Origin of the sequence: Streptomyces sp. NPDC005195, from assembly GCF_040608315.1 — a bacterium.
GTDB classification, from domain to species: Bacteria; Actinomycetota; Actinomycetes; order Streptomycetales; family Streptomycetaceae; genus Streptomyces; species Streptomyces kaempferi.
On record NZ_JBEXHZ010000006.1, the window covers coordinates 1 to 16,297 of the forward strand.

Annotated in this window: 14 protein-coding genes and 1 riboswitch; of the genes, 10 read left to right on the top strand and 4 right to left on the bottom strand. The window is 70.4% G+C overall.

Annotation, left to right across the window (positions count from 1 at the left end; genetic code table 11):
* Positions 1 to 153: 153 nt before the first annotated feature.
* The 8 genes from ABZV34_RS09275 (at position 154) to ABZV34_RS09310 (ending at position 7,132) form a co-directional block, all read left to right on the top strand.
* Positions 154 to 1,050 (top strand): DUF881 domain-containing protein, encoded by an 897-nt coding sequence (locus ABZV34_RS09275; protein ID WP_356272855.1) that lies wholly within the window; start codon positions 154 to 156, stop codon positions 1,048 to 1,050.
* Positions 1,047 to 1,379 carry a small basic family protein gene (locus tag ABZV34_RS09280; RefSeq protein WP_148007916.1) on the top strand — a complete coding sequence of 111 codons (333 nt, stop codon included), beginning with the start codon at positions 1,047 to 1,049 and terminating at the stop codon, positions 1,377 to 1,379. The genes ABZV34_RS09275 and ABZV34_RS09280 overlap by 4 nt, the downstream gene beginning before the upstream one ends.
* A gap of 5 nt (positions 1,380 to 1,384) precedes the next feature.
* The gene (locus ABZV34_RS09285) at positions 1,385 to 2,245 is read left to right on the top strand and encodes a DUF881 domain-containing protein (RefSeq protein WP_356272857.1); all 861 of its coding nucleotides are present in this window, start codon (positions 1,385 to 1,387) and stop codon (positions 2,243 to 2,245) included.
* 61 nt (positions 2,246 to 2,306) lie between these two features.
* Complete coding sequence (locus ABZV34_RS09290; protein WP_356272859.1) at positions 2,307 to 3,272, top strand: FHA domain-containing protein; 966 nt, start codon at positions 2,307 to 2,309, stop codon at positions 3,270 to 3,272.
* A gap of 42 nt (positions 3,273 to 3,314) precedes the next feature.
* Positions 3,315 to 4,055, top strand: a complete 741-nt coding sequence (locus ABZV34_RS09295; protein ID WP_356272861.1) for a MerR family transcriptional regulator — start codon at positions 3,315 to 3,317, stop codon at positions 4,053 to 4,055.
* A gap of 85 nt (positions 4,056 to 4,140) precedes the next feature.
* Complete coding sequence (locus ABZV34_RS09300) at positions 4,141 to 4,614, top strand: bifunctional nuclease family protein (RefSeq protein WP_006123076.1); 474 nt, start codon at positions 4,141 to 4,143, stop codon at positions 4,612 to 4,614.
* A gap of 270 nt (positions 4,615 to 4,884) precedes the next feature.
* Complete coding sequence (locus tag ABZV34_RS09305) at positions 4,885 to 5,559, top strand: MerR family transcriptional regulator (protein WP_356272863.1); 675 nt, start codon at positions 4,885 to 4,887, stop codon at positions 5,557 to 5,559.
* 157 nt (positions 5,560 to 5,716) lie between these two features.
* Positions 5,717 to 7,132 carry a DNA polymerase IV gene (locus ABZV34_RS09310; RefSeq protein ID WP_356272865.1) on the top strand — a complete coding sequence of 472 codons (1,416 nt, stop codon included), beginning with the start codon at positions 5,717 to 5,719 and terminating at the stop codon, positions 7,130 to 7,132.
* A 130-nt stretch (positions 7,133 to 7,262) separates the two neighbouring features.
* Here the strand turns inward: ABZV34_RS09310 and ABZV34_RS09315 are convergent, their stop codons facing one another.
* Positions 7,263 to 7,634 (bottom strand): PRC-barrel domain-containing protein, encoded by a 372-nt coding sequence (locus ABZV34_RS09315; RefSeq protein WP_356272867.1) that lies wholly within the window; start codon positions 7,632 to 7,634, stop codon positions 7,263 to 7,265.
* A 114-nt stretch (positions 7,635 to 7,748) separates the two neighbouring features.
* Positions 7,749 to 7,844: riboswitch (glycine riboswitch) on the top strand.
* A gap of 179 nt (positions 7,845 to 8,023) precedes the next feature.
* Here ABZV34_RS09315 and gcvP point away from each other — a divergent pair.
* Positions 8,024 to 10,909, top strand: a complete 2,886-nt coding sequence (gcvP, locus tag ABZV34_RS09320) for an aminomethyl-transferring glycine dehydrogenase (protein ID WP_356272869.1) — start codon at positions 8,024 to 8,026, stop codon at positions 10,907 to 10,909.
* A 263-nt stretch (positions 10,910 to 11,172) separates the two neighbouring features.
* Here the strand turns inward: gcvP and ABZV34_RS09325 are convergent, their stop codons facing one another.
* The 3 genes from ABZV34_RS09325 to ABZV34_RS09335 all read right to left on the bottom strand — a co-directional run bounded on the left by ABZV34_RS09325 (position 11,173) and on the right by ABZV34_RS09335 (position 14,040).
* Positions 11,173 to 12,429, bottom strand: a complete 1,257-nt coding sequence (locus ABZV34_RS09325; protein WP_356272871.1) for a M23 family metallopeptidase — start codon at positions 12,427 to 12,429, stop codon at positions 11,173 to 11,175.
* A 396-nt stretch (positions 12,430 to 12,825) separates the two neighbouring features.
* Positions 12,826 to 13,032 (bottom strand): DUF5999 family protein, encoded by a 207-nt coding sequence (locus ABZV34_RS09330; protein WP_148007936.1) that lies wholly within the window; start codon positions 13,030 to 13,032, stop codon positions 12,826 to 12,828.
* A 423-nt stretch (positions 13,033 to 13,455) separates the two neighbouring features.
* On the bottom strand, positions 13,456 to 14,040 hold the full coding sequence (locus ABZV34_RS09335; RefSeq protein ID WP_356272873.1) for a hypothetical protein: 585 nt from the start codon (positions 14,038 to 14,040) through the stop codon (positions 13,456 to 13,458).
* A 539-nt stretch (positions 14,041 to 14,579) separates the two neighbouring features.
* On the opposite strand from ABZV34_RS09335, the gene ABZV34_RS09340 reads away from it, so the two are divergent.
* Positions 14,580 to 16,097 (top strand): glutamate--cysteine ligase, encoded by a 1,518-nt coding sequence (locus tag ABZV34_RS09340; RefSeq protein ID WP_356272875.1) that lies wholly within the window; start codon positions 14,580 to 14,582, stop codon positions 16,095 to 16,097.
* The last annotated feature ends 200 nt before the right edge of the window (positions 16,098 to 16,297 follow it).

The following is a 16,297-nucleotide window of genomic DNA, read 5'->3' on the forward strand; positions in this document are numbered from 1 at the left end:
GCCGCGGCAGGCGGCGTTCGCCCCCGCGCGCGAACGCCGCCTGCCGCGGGACCTGCACACGCGCGTGCCGGACAGGTGTCCCCAAGGGGACTTGTCCGGTACGCGGGTGGGGCCATTCGGAGGTAGCACCCACGACGTGCGACGATGTGCGGCATGCCGCAGCAGCCCCCCGTTCGGAGCACACCTCCGCGCCCCTCGCGCCCGGACGCCTCCATGTCGCTGCTCACCAACGTCATGGACCACAGCCTCGACGACGGATACGCCGAGGCGGCCGCCCGCAAGGAGACCGAGGGCGCCGGCGGCATGCCGAAGACGGTTCGGGCGAAGCTCGGTCTCGCCGCCGGTCTCGTGCTCGCCGCCCTGGTCGTGACCGTGGGAGCGGCCAACGCGCGGATCGCGGCGCCGGTCGTGGCCAAGGAACGCCAGGAGCTCATCGACCGGATCCAGCGCGAGACCTCGTCCGCGGACAAGCTCGAGGGCAGTGTCGACACCCTGCGCGACGACGTGAGCGCCCGGCAGCGCGAGGCACTGAAGAAGCAGGGGGGCGGCGACCAGGCCGACCTGGTCGGCATCCTGTCGGGTGCCGTCGCGGTGCACGGCCCTGGCGTGAAGCTGGTCGTGAACGACGCCAAGGAAGCCACCCAGGGCGGTGACGGTGATCCACGGGAGACCAATGGCTTCTCGGACACCGGCCGGGTCCGTGACCGTGACATGCAGCGGGTCGTCAACGGGCTCTGGGAGTCCGGCGCGGAGGCCGTGTCGGTCAACGGACAGCGGCTGACGGCGCTCTCGGCGATCCGGGCCGCGGGAGACGCGATACTGGTCGACAACAAGCCGCTGGTACCGCCGTACACCGTGCTCGCGGTGGGGGACGGCGAGCGGCTCAGCACCAGGTTCCAGAACAGTGCCGACGGGCTGTATCTTCACGCCCTTCAGGAGAACTACGGCATCCGGACCAGCATCTCCGTCGACGACGACGTCCGGTTGTCCGCCGCACCGAGTGTGATCGTACGTACAGCACAGCCGAGCACAGAGAAGGGCACATCGTGATCGCCGTACTGGGCCTCGTCGTGGGAGTCGTGGCTGGATTGTTGGTCCGGCCCGAGGTTCCGGTGATCGTGGAACCCTACCTTCCGATCGCCGTCGTGGCGGCGCTCGACGCCGTCTTCGGAGGCCTGCGCGCGATGCTCGACGGCATCTTCGACGACAAGGTCTTCGTGGTCTCGTTCCTGTCGAACGTGGTCGTCGCCGCGCTGATCGTCTTCCTGGGCGACAAGTTGGGCGTCGGTGCCCAGCTCTCCACCGGGGTCGTGGTCGTCCTCGGTATCCGTATCTTCTCCAACGCCGCGGCGATCCGTCGGCACGTGTTCCGGGCGTGAGGCCGATGAGCAACGAGGGTGAGACCCCAGACAACCGGCTGCGCCGGGAACTTCCCGAAGAGGTTCCGGCCGCGGCCGCCGAGAGTTCCGCGCCCCGGCAGCACGGAGCGCCCCCGCCGGACGACACGAACGCCGTCCCGGCGCTGACCGGCCGTCAGCGGCTGGGAAAGGGGCTGTGGCCGCCGAGGGTATCCCGTGCGCAACTCATCGTGGCGGTGCTGCTGTTCGGCCTCGGCTTCGGTCTGGCCGTCCAGGTGGCGTCCAACAGCGACAGCGGAAGCGCACTGCGTGGCGCACGTCAAGAAGATCTCGTACGTATCCTCGATGAACTCGACAACCGTACTCAGCGTCTTGAAGACGAGAAGCAGGGTCTCGAGGATCAGCGCACCGAGCTGGAGAACAGCTCGAACCAGGCTGCCGAGGCGCGCAAGCAGACGGCCGAGAAGGAGAAGCAACTCGGCATTCTGGCGGGCACGGTGGCGGCGCAGGGACCCGGCATCACGCTCACAATCGACGATACGAAGGGGACGGTCAAGGCGGACATGCTGCTTGACGCGATCCAGGAGCTGCGCGCGGCCGGCGCGGAGGCGATTCAGGTGAACGGTGTGCGGGTCGTCGCCAGCACCTATCTGAGCGACTCCGGCAAGGGTGTGAGCGTGGACGGGAACAAGATCACCCAGCCCTATCGTTTCAAGGTCATCGGCAAGCCGCAGGACCTCGAGCCGGCGCTCAACATCCCCGGAGGCGTGGTGCAGACTCTGGAGAAGGAGCAGGCCACCGTCACGGTGGAGCGGGCGACGAAGATCGTTGTGGACGCCTTGCGGGCCGCGAAGCTGCCTGACTACGCTCGGTCCTCCTCCCAGTGAGCCGGGGGCGCATGGGGGTGGTGCGGCGAGGGCATGAGGTTGCGGGGGGTCGGCGCACCGAATGGGTGGTGCGTGGTGGAAACTGTCTGGTGGATACGGACGTTGTGAGGATGTCCGGGTCGACCGGTGTGTGCAATCAGGGTTCGTCCTGCCCCACGGGCGGGTCTGTTTCGGTCAAGGGGAATCGCCCGTGAAGTTGTTTGCGAAGTTGTTCGGCAAGAGCGCACGCGAGGGCGGCGACAACGCCCGGCACCGTGCACCACGCCATGGAGACGTGGAGGGCCAGGGTGGCGAGCGCCCCCTGTTCCGGGACCAGGTCACTGGTCCGGGCGGCGACATTTCCGGTGGTCAGGGCGCGCCGTCTGTTGACCCTGCCCAGTCCGGCCGCATAGGTTTCGGGGAACCGTCAGCCTCAAGTACGGGTGGAGGGTTCGCCGCCGCCCCGTACGCGTCTCATGTCCCTGGGGGGCAGCCGCGGCAGGAGGATCCGATGTCGGCCCTGGTGTGTACGAGGTGCGGTAACCGCAACGCGGAAAACAGCCGCTTCTGTTCGAACTGCGGTGCGCCGCTGCGGCCCGGGGCGGTCCCGGAGCGCCCGTCCGAGACGACGTCGACGATCTCCATCTCGGGCCTCGAGGCCTACGACGCCGAGGTCACCGGTCAGACGCAGATGCCCACGCTCTCGCCGGAGGCGCAGGCCGCCGTCGACGCACTGCCGCTCGGCTCGGCGCTCCTGGTGGTCCGCCGCGGTCCGAACTCGGGCAGCCGCTTCCTCCTGGACAGTGAGCTGACCACGGCCGGGCGCCATCCGCAGAGCGACATCTTCCTCGACGACGTGACCGTGTCGCGCCGGCATGTGGAGTTCCGTCGCGCCGCTGACGGTTCGTTCACGGTCGCCGACGTGGGCAGCCTGAACGGTACATACGTCAACCGGGAGCGGATCGACTCGGTTCCGCTGTCGAACGGCGACGAGGTGCAGATCGGTAAGTACAGGCTGGTCTTCTACGCGAGCCAGCGAGGTATCTGACCCTTCCCCAGACTCCGTCCGGGGGGACCCCCAGGAAGGTCCATGCTTCGAACACCGAGCGGCGGTGCCGGCAGCGGTACCGCCGCAACGGACAGTGGGCTGATGAGTATCGGCGCGGTGCTGACCGCCCTGCGTGACGAGTTCCCCGAGGTCACCATCTCCAAGATCCGCTTCCTGGAGTCGGAGGGGCTCATCGAGCCTCGGCGGACGCCCTCGGGGTATCGCAAGTTCAGCGCCGACGACGTCGAGCGACTCGGGCACGTCCTGAGGATGCAGCGGGATCACTATCTTCCACTGAAGGTCATCCGCGAGCATCTCGACGCCCTGGAGCGGGGCGAGGCCGTACGGCTGCCGTCCCTGGGGCGTCAGCGCGACGGAGGTGACGCGGAGCCGCTGGAGCCCGACGCGCCCGCGGCGGTCCGGGTGGGCCGTTCGGAGCTGCTGGCCGCCGCCGAGATCGGCGAGCACGAACTGCGGGAGTGGGAGTCGTACGGGCTCATCGCCCCACTGGCGGAGGGGACGTACGACGCCGAGGCGGTGACGGTCGCCGCGCTCGTCGTCGAGCTGGGGCGGTTCGGTATCGAGCCGCGCCATCTGCGGGCGATGAAGGCCGCGGCCGAACGGGACGCGGGGCTGGTGGACCAGGTGGTGGCCCCGCTGAGGCGCCATCGCAATCCGCAGACCAGGGCGCACGCGGAAGCGCGTACGAAGGAGCTGGCGGGGCTCACGGTGAGGCTGCACGCCGCGTTGGTGCAGACCGCGCTGGGCGTAAGACTGCCCTGACCTCGGGCCCTGGCAGCTGTCCGGATCGGCCACCCGTTCTGTGCTCGACTACCCAAACGTCCCGGGCACGGCCTAGGGTTGCTGTGTGAACGAGCTCGATGTCGTAGGTGTCCGGGTCGAAATGCCCTCCAACCAACCGATCGTGCTCCTGCGTGAAGTGGGAGGCGATCGCTACCTCCCCATCTGGATCGGACCGGGGGAGGCGACGGCGATCGCCTTCGCCCAGCAGGGCATGGCCCCCGCACGACCGCTGACCCACGACCTGTTCAAGGACGTGCTGGAAGCCGTCGGCCAGGAGCTCACCGAGGTGCGCATCACCGATCTGCGCGAAGGGGTCTTCTACGCGGAGCTGGTGTTCGCCAGCGGGGTCGAGGTCAGCGCCCGTCCGTCCGACGCCATAGCGCTGGCGCTGCGCACCGGAACGCCGATCTACGGCAGTGACGGGGTGCTCGACGACGCGGGAATCGCGATTCCGGACGAGCAGGAGGACGAGGTGGAGAAGTTCCGGGAGTTCCTCGACCAGATCTCTCCCGAGGACTTCGGGACCAACAGCCAGTGAGGGGGCCGGGCGCCCCCGGCGGGCGCCCGGACACTCGTTCCCGCAGCTGTGCCGCGTCACGGGATCGGAGTACTCCCGGCGGCAATTGCCCGTGGCGACTGTGGCGCGCTGCGGCTCACTCCGAGAGCATTCGGCTAGCCTTTCCCCGCGGTGGGACACGGGAAACCACTCCTAGGGTGATTATCACTCGGCGTGCCGAGTGTGGCGATCGTTGACGCGCCCCTGGTGACTGCCTACCGTCGAGAAGGCAGGTCAAGGACGGAGGTCGGCGTGAGAAGCAGCGGCGACGGTACGGCTGGGGGTGCCCCCGGACGCGGTCCGGGGGAGAGCGGCCCGTACCCTCCCCCAAGCTCTCGGCTCGGCTCGAGCAGGGGGTACCCCCACCACGACAGCGCGGCCGACCAGGTTCCACAGCGGCCGACAGCGGTGCCGGGCGAGGGCGGGACGGACGCCGAGGAGATCGGCTACCGAGGGCCCACGGCGTGTGCCGCCGCGGGCATCACCTACCGGCAGCTCGACTACTGGGCCAGGACGGGTCTGGTGGAGCCGAGCGTGCGGCCCGCCTACGGGTCCGGGACGCAGCGGTTGTACAGCTTCCGGGACGTGGTGGTTCTTAAGATCGTGAAGCGGTTCCTCGACACGGGTGTGTCGTTGCAGAACATCCGCACCACGGTCCAGCACCTCAGGGAGCGTGGCTTCCGGGACCTGGAGCGGATGACGCTGATGAGCGACGGCGCGACCGTCTACGAGTGTTCCTCGCCCGACGAGGTCCACGCCCTGCTCCAGGGCGGCCAGGGCGTTTTCGGGATCGCCGTCGGCGTGGTGTGGCGGGACGTCGAGAACGCCCTCTCACAGCTGCACGGGGAGCGGGTGGACACGGGCGAGACGCTCGTGGGGCACAACCCCGCGGACGAGCTGGCACGACGGCGCAACCGCGCGGTCTGACGGGCTGAGCGATCCGACGGTCCGCACGGCCTGGAGAGCCGTGCCGGACCGACGAGTGCCGCGGACCGGCGTGGCGGTCCGGCTCGGCGGACGGCGCGGCTCGGCCCAGCGCCGGAATCCGGGGGCGATGTCAGTGGCGTAGGGCAGCATCGGGGGTGTGAGAAACGCGCCCACGATCCTGCATCTCGACATGGATGCCTTCTTCGCCTCGGCGGAGCAGGCGTCCAAGCCGAGCCTGCGGGGGAAGGCCGTCGTCGTGGGCGGCCTCGGGGTGCGCGGCGTGGTCGCCACCGCCTCGTACGAGGCCCGCGTCTTCGGGGTCCACTCGGCGATGCCGATGGCCCAGGCGCGCAGGCTCGCGCCGAACGCCGCGTATCTCGTGCCGCGTTTCGGGCTCTACCGGGAGATCAGCGACCAGGTGATGGGGCTGCTGCGGACGCTGTCCCCCCTGGTGGAGCCGCTGAGCCTGGACGAGGCGTTCGTCGACCTGGAGGCCGGGGGGACCGCCTGGGACGACGCCTCGGCGCGGCTGGCCGGGGTGAAGCTGCGCGCGGACATCAGGGCTGTCACGGGCCTGACCGGATCCGTGGGCCTCGCGGCCTCCAAGATGCTCGCCAAGATCGCCTCCGAGCAGGCCAAACCCGACGGCCTGGTGGTCATCGAGCCGGGGACGGAGCGCGCGATGCTCGGGCCGATGCCGGTGCGGACGCTGCCGGGCGTCGGGCCCGCCACCGGGGACCATCTGCGGCGGGGCGGGATCAACACGGTCGACGAGATCGCCGAGGCGGGCGAGGACGAGCTCGTACGGCTGCTGGGCAAGGCTCACGGGCACGCGCTGTACGCGATGGCGCTGGCCCGCGACGAGCGGCCCGTGGTGGCCGAGCGGGAGACGAAGTCCGTGTCGGTGGAGGACACCTATGACGTGGACATCCATGACCGGGTGCGGGTCGGGCTCGAGGTGCAGCGGCTCGCCGACCGGTGTGTGCAGCGGCTGCGCCGGGCGGGGCTGTCGGGACGGACCATCGTGCTGAAGGTGCGCAGGTACGACTTCTCGACGCTGACCCGGTCCGAGACGCTCCGGGGGCCCACGGACGACCCCGCGGTCGTACGGGAGGCGGCCGCGCGGCTCCTGGAAGCGGTGGACACGACGGGGGGTGTACGCCTGCTGGGCGTCGGTGTCTCGGGGCTCGCCGACTACACGCAGGAGGACCTCTTCGCGCAGGCCCAGGCCACGGCGCAGGCCCAGGCCGCGGTGGAGGAGACGGCGGAGCAGGAGCACTCCGATGAGGAGGGAGCGTCGGCGGAGTCGGCGGCCGAGCAGGTGCCGGCGGCCGGGCGGCGCTGGCCCGCGGGGCACGACGTGCACCATGCCGAGCACGGGCACGGGTGGGTCCAGGGCAGCGGGCTGGGCAGGGTGACGGTGCGGTTCGAGACGCCCGACTCGGAGCCGGGGCGGGTGCGGACGTTCCGTACGGACGACGGGGCCTTGGAGCCCGCGGACCCGCTGCCGCTGGTGCGCCGAAGACCCGAGGATTCGACCGGCGTGTCCGCCGGTGCGCCCGGGAGGGCCTGAACTGGTCCGGGCAGGGCCGACAGGAAGGGCCGGCCGCGGGGAAGGGCTGGGCACCGGAGGCCGTACGGCCGGCCGGTCGGCTGGTTCGCCGTACCCCGGAAGCAGTGCTCCGCGCCTCCGAAAGGGTGTCTCAGGTCTCGTCCGTTCCCGCCAGACGGCCGAAATCGCGGTCCGGCGGGAGGGCCGGGGGCGTCACGTCGAGACCGTAGTGGTGGTAGAGCTGGAGCTCCTGCTCCGGAGAGAGGTGGCGGCCCACGCCGAAGTCGGGGGCGTCCTTGATCAGGGCGCGGTCGAACGGGATGCGCAGACTGCCCTCGACGAGTTCGCTGGGCTCCAGGGGCACGAAGGCGTCCCTGCTGAACAGGCCCGTACGTATGGCGGCCCACTCCGGTATGCCGGTCGCGTCGTCCAGATAGACCTCGTCGACCGTGCCGATCTTGGCGCCATTGCGGTCGAGCGCCTTGCGGCCGATCAGATTGCGCGGATCGATGTCGGTCTGCACGGGCCCTCCACTCGATTGCAACTCATCCGTAGGCACTACGAAAGAGCACATTCGTGACGGTGGCCACTCGAAAGCCCGTGCGTTGTTCACGCTGGTACCCTGGCAAGCGGCTGCTGACCCCGCGCGGGAGAGTCCTCCAGACACCATCGGAGGCGCCGAAGGAGCAACTCCTCCCCGGAATCTCTCAGGCTCACGTACCGCACGGACGAGGTCACTCTGGAAAGCAGGGCGGTGCCGATGGCTACCGCTCTCACCGACGGTGAAAGCCGGGTCGCAGCGAGCGGGCGGGCCGGTGAAGCTCTCAGGTCGAGATGACAGAGGGGGAGGCCGTCGGGGCACCCACGCCGTGGTGCCCCTCGAAGGTCGTGTGTGACCAGGAGGCCTCCGTAATGACCGCCCATCGCATTCCGCTCTCCGAGCTCGAGCAGGGAATCCCCTTCGAGCAGCGCCACATCGGGCCCGCCCCGGAAGCACGGGCCAAGATGCTCGCGCAGGTCGGGTACGGCTCGCTGGACGAGCTGACGGCCGCGGCCGTGCCGGACGTGATCAAGAACGCCGAGGCGCTGGAGCTCCCGGGCGCGCGCACCGAGGCCGAGGTCCTGGCCGAACTGCGCTCCCTCGCGGACCGCAACCAGGTCCTCGACCCGATGATCGGCCTCGGTTACTACGGCACCTTCACGCCGCCGGTGATCCTGCGCAACGTCATGGAGAACCCGGCCTGGTACACCGCGTACACGCCCTACCAGCCGGAGATCTCGCAGGGCCGCCTGGAGGCGCTGCTCAACTTCCAGACCGTGGTCGCCGAGCTGACCGGGCTGCCCACCTCCGGCGCCTCGCTGCTGGACGAGGGCACCGCGGCCGCCGAGGCGATGGCGCTGTCGCGGCGCATGGGCAAGAACAAGAAGGGCCTCTTCCTGATCGACGCGGACGCCCTGCCGCAGACGGTCGCCGTCATCGAGACCCGCGCCGAGCCCACCGGCGTCGAGGTCGTCGTCGCCGACCTGAGCGAGGGCATCCCGGCCGCGATCGCCGAGCGCGAGATCAACGGCGTACTCGTCCAGTACCCGGGCGCCTCCGGTGCCGTACGCGACCTCAAGCCCGTCATCGAGCAGGCGCACGAGCTCGGCGCGGTCGTCACCGTCGCGGCCGACCTGCTCGCCCTGACCCTGCTCACCTCTCCCGGCGAGCTCGGCGCCGACATCGCGGTCGGCACGACCCAGCGGTTCGGCGTCCCGATGGGCTTCGGCGGTCCGCACGCCGGATACATGGCGGTGCGTGAGAAGTTCGCGCGGAGCCTGCCCGGCCGGCTGGTCGGCGTCTCCGTCGACGCGGACGGACACAAGGCGTACCGGCTCGCCCTGCAGACGCGTGAGCAGCACATCCGCCGTGAGAAGGCGACCAGCAACATCTGCACCGCTCAGGTGCTGCTCGCCGTGATGGCGGGCATGTACGCCGTCTACCACGGGCCCGACGGACTGAGGACGATCGCTCGCCGCACCCACCGCTACGCCACGCTCCTCGCCGAGGGGCTGAGGACCGGTGGCGCCGAGGTCGTGCACGGCGCGTACTTCGACACGCTGACCGTCCGTGTGCCGGGCCGGGCCGCCGGCATCGTGACGGGCGCGCGCGACCACGGTGTCAACCTCCACCTCGTCGACGCCGACCACGTGTCGATCGCCTGTGACGAGACCACCGCGCGCAGGCAAGTGGGGGCCGTATGGGCCGCGTTCGGCATCGAGGGCGACATCGAGGCGCTGGACGCGAGCACCGAGGACACGCTTCCCGCGGCGCTGCTGCGCACCGACGACTACCTCACGCACCCGGTGTTCCACCAGTACCGCTCCGAGACCGCGATGCTGCGCTACCTGCGCCGGCTCTCCGACCGTGACTACGCGCTGGACCGCGGCATGATCCCGCTGGGCTCCTGCACGATGAAGCTCAACGCGACCACCGAGATGGAGCCGGTCACCTGGCCCGAGTTCGGCCAGCTGCACCCCTTCGTCCCCGCCGAGCAGGCGGGCGGCTACCTCACGCTCATCGAGGAGCTGGAGACGCGGCTCGCCGAGGTCACCGGATACGACAAGGTGTCGCTGCAGCCCAACGCCGGTTCGCAGGGCGAGCTGGCCGGTCTGCTCGCCGTCCGCGGCTACCACCGGGCCAACGGCGACGAGCAGCGCACCGTCTGTCTGATCCCCTCCTCGGCGCACGGCACGAACGCCGCGAGCGCCGTGATGGCCGGCATGAAGGTCGTCGTCGTGAAGACGGCCGAGGACGGCGAGGTCGACATCGCGGACCTGCGGGCCAAGATCGAGCAGCACCGTGACGAGCTGTCCGTGCTCATGATCACGTACCCCTCGACGCACGGCGTGTTCGAGGAGCATGTCGCCGACATCTGCGCCCAGGTGCACGACGCGGGCGGCCAGGTGTACGTCGACGGAGCCAACCTCAACGCGCTGGTGGGCCTCGCCAAGCCGGGTCACTTCGGCGGTGACGTCTCGCACCTCAACCTGCACAAGACGTTCTGCATCCCGCACGGCGGCGGCGGTCCGGGCGTCGGCCCGGTCGGTGTGCGCGCGCACCTGGCGCCGTACCTGCCGAACCACCCGCTGCAGCCCGCCGCCGGTCCCGAGACCGGTGTCGGCCCGATCTCGGCCGCGCCCTGGGGCTCCGCGGGCATCCTGCCCATCTCGTGGGCCTACGTCCGGCTGATGGGCGGCGAGGGCCTCAAGCGGGCCACGCAGGTCGCGGTGCTGTCGGCGAACTACATCGCCAAGCGTCTCGAGCCGCACTTCCCGGTGCTGTACACCGGCCCCGGCGGGCTTGTCGCCCACGAGTGCATCATCGATCTGCGTCCGCTGACCAAGGCGACCGGCGTCAGCGTCGACGACGTCGCCAAGCGGCTCATCGACTACGGCTTCCACGCGCCCACCATGTCCTTCCCGGTGGCGGGCACGCTGATGATCGAGCCGACCGAGTCCGAGGACCTGATCGAGCTCGACCGGTTCTGCGACGCGATGATCGCCATTCGCGCCGAGATCGAGAAGGTCGGTTCGGGCGACTGGACGGTGGACGACAACCCGCTGCGCAACGCGCCGCACACCGCCGCCGCGCTCGGCGGTGAGTGGAAGCACGCGTACACGCGTGAGGAGGCCGTCTTCCCGGCGGGTGTCGCGGCCGCGGACAAGTACTGGCCGCCGGTGCGCCGGGTCGACCAGGCTTATGGCGACCGGAACCTGGTCTGCTCCTGCCCGCCGCTGGACGCCTACGAGGACTGAGACCGAGGAAGGCCGGCGGGCCGGCCCGGTGACATGAGGGCCCGCCCGGTGACGTGAGGGATCAGAAGAAGGGGATGTGCCCCGGCTCTTGCCGGGGCACATCCCCTTCTTCGTCCTTTTCCGCGCTCGACCCCTTTCCGGGGTGCGGGCGCCGCGACGAGCCGTCGGACAGGGGGCGGGCGGTCCCCGGCATCACGGCATCACGGCGTCACGGCGTCACCGGTCGCCTGGAGCCGTCTCGTCGGCCGCGTCTTTCGGCGCCGTCAGCGGGTGACGGCGAGCCATGGCATCGGGTCCGTGTAGGCGCCGTCGACGAGTACCTCGAAGTGCAGATGCGGGCCGGTCGACAGGCCCGTGGAGCCGACGAACCCGACCGCGGTTCCGGTCTCGACGCTCTGACCGGCGCTGACCAGCAGAGACGACATGTGACTGTACGTGGTCTCCAGCCGCCTGCCGCCGATCGTGCCGTGATCGATCACGACGCGGTTGCCGTACGCCTTTGTCATTCCCGCGAACACGACCTGCCCCTGCCGTGCGGCGGACACCGGCGCGTTCCGGGGAGCGGCGAAGTCCACGCCCGTGTGCAGCTTGGTGACGCCCGTGAGGGGGTGTTTGCGCGATCCGAAGGGGGAGCTGATCACCAGGGTGGTCACCGGTGGGGCCAGTATCCCGCTCGCCTTGCCGCTGCCGGGGTTCGCGTTCTCCTCGCGGTCGAAGGTCCTGTACCGCGCCGAGAGGTTCTTGACCGCGGTGAGATATGTCCGGGCCGTCGCCGGCACGCGTCCCGCCCGCGTCACCGAGTCCGTGCCCACCGTGTAGGCGGCCAGGGTGAGGTCGAGAAGGTCGCCCGAAACGGTGCCGCGGGTCCTGAGCCGGGTGACGTCCCCGGCGAGAGCGCAGTCCTGTCGGCCCAGCGCCATGATGGCGTCCACCGGGTCGCGCGGCGAGGACTTTCCGTTGCCGTCGGCGTCCTTGCCCCAGGTCCGCCACTGGCTCTCGGTGAACCCGGCGATCCCCACGGTGCCCGAGAGCGCGGCCGGGTCGGTGTTCCAGCCGGAACTCCGGTCGATCTGAGCGGCCAGGACGGACGGTTTCAGCAGGGCGCAGGTCCTGACCGCCTCGCGCAGCCACGGGACGTACGAGGCGTCGACACGGTCCGTCGCGGTGCTGCCCGCGGTCGTCGTGTGCGCGTCCGAGTCCTCCGACCAGGCCGAGGGCAGACGGCCCGTCGCGGCCATGAATCCCGCGAAGCCCAGCACGACGGTCAGCCCGGGCAGGGCCAGCAGGGTGAACGGTCCGGGGCGGCGACGGCGACGCGCGCGCTCGGGCCGCTCGTCCGACGGCGCCTGGTCCGTGCCGGCGCCGACCGCGTCCGCGCCGACCGGCTGCGTGCCCGTCCGAGGCGCGCCCAGCGCCGGATCGTTCACCGGTCCCTCGTGCGCCGCGGGATCCTCCTGGGCCGTGCGGTCACCGGGCGTCGGGTGGCGCTGCCCACGATCGGGGGAGTGCAGGAGTCCCATGACCGCCTTGCTCGCTTCGGGGGAGGTCCGTAGACGTGAACCGGATGCCGTCGGGGCGGGTCCGGCAACGGTTCCCCGGACGCCCGGAGGCTCACGAAGGGACGCTAGCGTTTCGTCCGCGGGACTTCAGGAGGTGGAGAGGCAGAGGGGAATGTCCGTTCGGGCAGACCGTAGTAGGCAGGCAGGCAGGCAGGGCGGCAGGCGGGTAGGGCGGTAGGCAGGCGATGGGCGGGCGGGTGCGGGGGTGTTGTGCCGAGTGGGCACCGGCAGGGTCGGAGGGTTCTCGCGGGGTTACGCGGAGTGATCGCGTCCGGACATGCGTCGGGGCCGGTGCGGAGTGTGTCTCTCCGGCCGGCCCCTCGTTCTGCCCGGGCTGGCGCCCGTCGTGCGTGCGGCTCAGGCGGCCGTCATCACGTGCTCGCTGCCCAGCGGGCGGTGCGGCGCGATGATCTGGCCGTCCGGCAGGAGCTCACCGGTGTCCTCGAAGAGCAGAACGCCGTTGCACAGCAGGCTCCATCCCTGCTCCGGGTGGTGCGCCACGAGACGCGCGGACTCCCGGTCGGCTGATTCGGCTGACGGACAGGGTGGCTGGTGCTGGCACATGGATGGGATCTTTCGCTGGGTCGAGAGGTGTGTGCTGGTCGTGGTGTCTGATTCGCGGCTCGAACTGCTCATGGCCGCCCCCCGTGGTGTGTGTTTGGAACCCAGTGTTGCCCTACGGGCGTCAATCCGCAGGGATTTGGCAGCAGCGCTCCTCACAGGTTGGAGACGCGTCACCCGCGCGGACGGTTCATCGCAACCGCAGGGTCCCTTCGGGGGGTTCGCGGTGGTCGGATGGGGCTAGTCAGACGCGGTCAGGGGCGTGTTTCCCCTCGTACGAGCAGGTGCGGGCCCGAACGAGCGGGCCGGTTCCGAGCCGGTTCGCGCGAGTCCCGGCGGGCCACCCGCGCGGCGCGACGACGTGCCCCGCGGCCGGAGGAACGGCTGCGGGGCACGCGGGCGGGTGCGGGTGACGGGTGCGGGTGGCTACGCGGGGGAGCTGAGCAGCGGGGCGGCGGTCAGGCGATGGGTGAGGACCGGCAGCAACTCGGCGACGCGGTGCGGGCGGTGGGCGGCGATACCGGGCGGCGCGGGCGCCAGCGGCACCAGGAGGTCGGTGGCGGCCGGATGGCCGGTGGCGCCGTCGGCGGCGCAGTCCCCGTGCAGCCAGAGGGTGAGCATGTAGAGCTCGGGCACGGAGAGCAGGCGTGCCTGGAACGACTGCTTCATGTTCTCGGCCTGACGCAGGGCGTGCTCGGTGGCGGTGATGTAGGGACCTTCGAAGAAGTGCGAGAAGGCCCAGCCGTCGGGAGTGAGCATGGTGTCGGCCGCGGCCACCGAGCGTTCGCCGCAGCGGATCAGGAAGCGCCACGCGACGAGTCGGCTGGCGGACGGGCCCGCTGGATCGCTCCGGTCCAGGACATGCACGGGCAGCGGGAGTTCGGGGGTGACCGGCCCCTCGGCCATCCGCAGGGAGGGGGTGCGGGCCTCGCGGACTGCGGTGGGGGAACCGAGTGCCGTGAGAACGGTGCGCAGGGCGGGCGCGGGAGCCGGGGGTACGTGCAGCGGCATGGTGGGTCGCCTCTCATTCGACAGGCACAGTGGCGCGAGGGGGCGGGGGCGGACGGCGCTGTCAGCTCTCGGGTCGGAGGGGCGGGGGGTCTGGATCTGCCGACGGGGGTGTCGCCTGCCGCGTGTCACCTCGACGGCAGGACCTGGGACCGCGAGCGCCAACTCTCTGCCTCGTTTGCGGAGTTTATACGACCGGTGTTCAGACGGTGTTTCGTCTAGTCGGTCCGAATATGAAGAGCAAGGCGGTATTCGGTCGGCGATAAGGAGAGGTTCATCCCGGTTCCGCGGCGATGTGCGACGATGACCTCGGAATACTCCGCGCGAGCGGTCGGCCGATTCTCGTCGGCGTTTTTCACGAGATCGTGTCGGGCTGAAAACAGGCAGTGGTCCATGCCTCGTGAATGTGCCGCTGGACACCCGCTCACAGCGTAGCGGCCGACGGCGCCCTCCAAGGCGTTATCGATCGGCTTGCCTGGGCATCATCCACCGGGACGGCGGAGGCCCGAGGATCGGCCCGCCCTTCGAGGAGGGACACTTCGATGGGAGAGAAGGTCGTGGCAGGGTCGTTCGACCTGTCCGATCGCCAGCGCTACCGCGGCAAGCTCCGGGAGTGTCTGGCGGGGCTGGCGCGACTGCTGGAGGAGAAGCGGTTCGATCGCCCGAAGAATCTCATGGGCCTGGAGATCGAACTGAATCTCGCCGGACCCGACGGCATGCCCAGGATGATGAATGCGCAAGTACTCGAAAGGATTGCGAGCCACGATTTCCAAACAGAACTTGCCATGTTCAATCTGGAAGTCAACATAGCTCCACACCGATTGGTGGGAAGGGTATTCGACCAGCTCGCCGAGGAGCTAGGTACTTCACTGGCATATGCGCACCGGAAAGCCGCCGAGGTCGATGCCGGAATCGTGATGATCGGGATTCTGCCGACGATCGACCGCGACGACCTGGTGTCGTCGAACCTGTCGGACGGCGACCGCTACACCCTGCTCAACGACCAGATCGTGGCCGCCCGCGGTGAGGACTTCGCGCTCGACATCGAGGGCGTGGAGCATCTGGTGTGCACGTCGAAGTCCATCGCGCCCGAAGCCGCCTGCACCTCGGTGCAGTTGCACCTCCAGGTCACCCCGGCACGCTTCGCGGACGTGTGGAACGCGGCGCAGGCGGTGGCCGCCGCGCAGGTCGTGGTCGGCGCCAACTCGCCCTTCCTGTTCGGCCGTGAGCTGTGGCGCGAGTCGCGGCCGCCGCTGTTCCAGCAGTCCACCGACACCCGGCCGCCCGAACTACAGGCCCAGGGAGTGCGGCCGCGTACCTGGTTCGGCGAGCGGTGGGTCTCGTCGGCGTACGACCTCTTCGAGGAGAACCTGCGCTTCTTCCCGCCCCTGCTGCCGATCTGCGACGACGAGGACCCTCTCGAGGTCCTCGACGCCGGAGGCGTTCCCAAGCTCGCCGAACTCGTCCTGCACAACGGCACGGTGTACCGCTGGAACCGGCCCGTGTACGGCATCGCCGACGGGGTCCCGCATCTGCGCGTGGAGAACCGTGTGCTGCCCGCGGGACCCAGCGTCACCGATGTCGTCGCCAACGCGGCCTTCTACTACGGGCTCGTCCGCGCCCTCGCCGAGGAGGCGCGGCCGGTGTGGACACGGCTGCCGTTCGCGTCCGCCGCCGCGAACTTCGACGCCGCCTGCCGCCACGGCATCGACGCGCGCCTGGAGTGGCCGCGACGGGGCCGGTACGGGGGTGTCGCGGAGGTCGACGCGGTCAGCCTGGTCCGCGACGAACTGCTGCCGCTCGCCGCCGTGGGACTGGACGCCTGGGGGGTGGAGCCCGTCGACCGGGACTTCTACCTCGGGGTGATCGAGGACCGGTGCCGGCTGCGCGTCAACGGGGCGACCTGGCAGGCGGCCACCTTCCACCAGGCCCTGGAGACGGGGCTGAGCCGGGACGCCGCGCTGGCCGCGACCACCCGGCGCTACGGCGAGTTGATGCACCTCGGGGAGCCGGTGCACACCTGGCCCGTGGGGCTGCCGGAGCCCGTACCCCTCGGGTGAGGACCGGCTCGGGCCCGGCCGCGGGTGGGAGTACGGCTTCGGCCCCGGCTGCGGGTGCGAGCACTTCGGTCCCGGCCGCGGGCGTGATCACCGCGCTCCGGCCGGGGGCGTGAGTGCCGCCTCGGCTGTGGTCGGGGGTGTGGCTACCGTCCCGGGTGTGGTCGGGGGTGTGTGGCTACCGCCCCGGGTGCGAGAGTGCC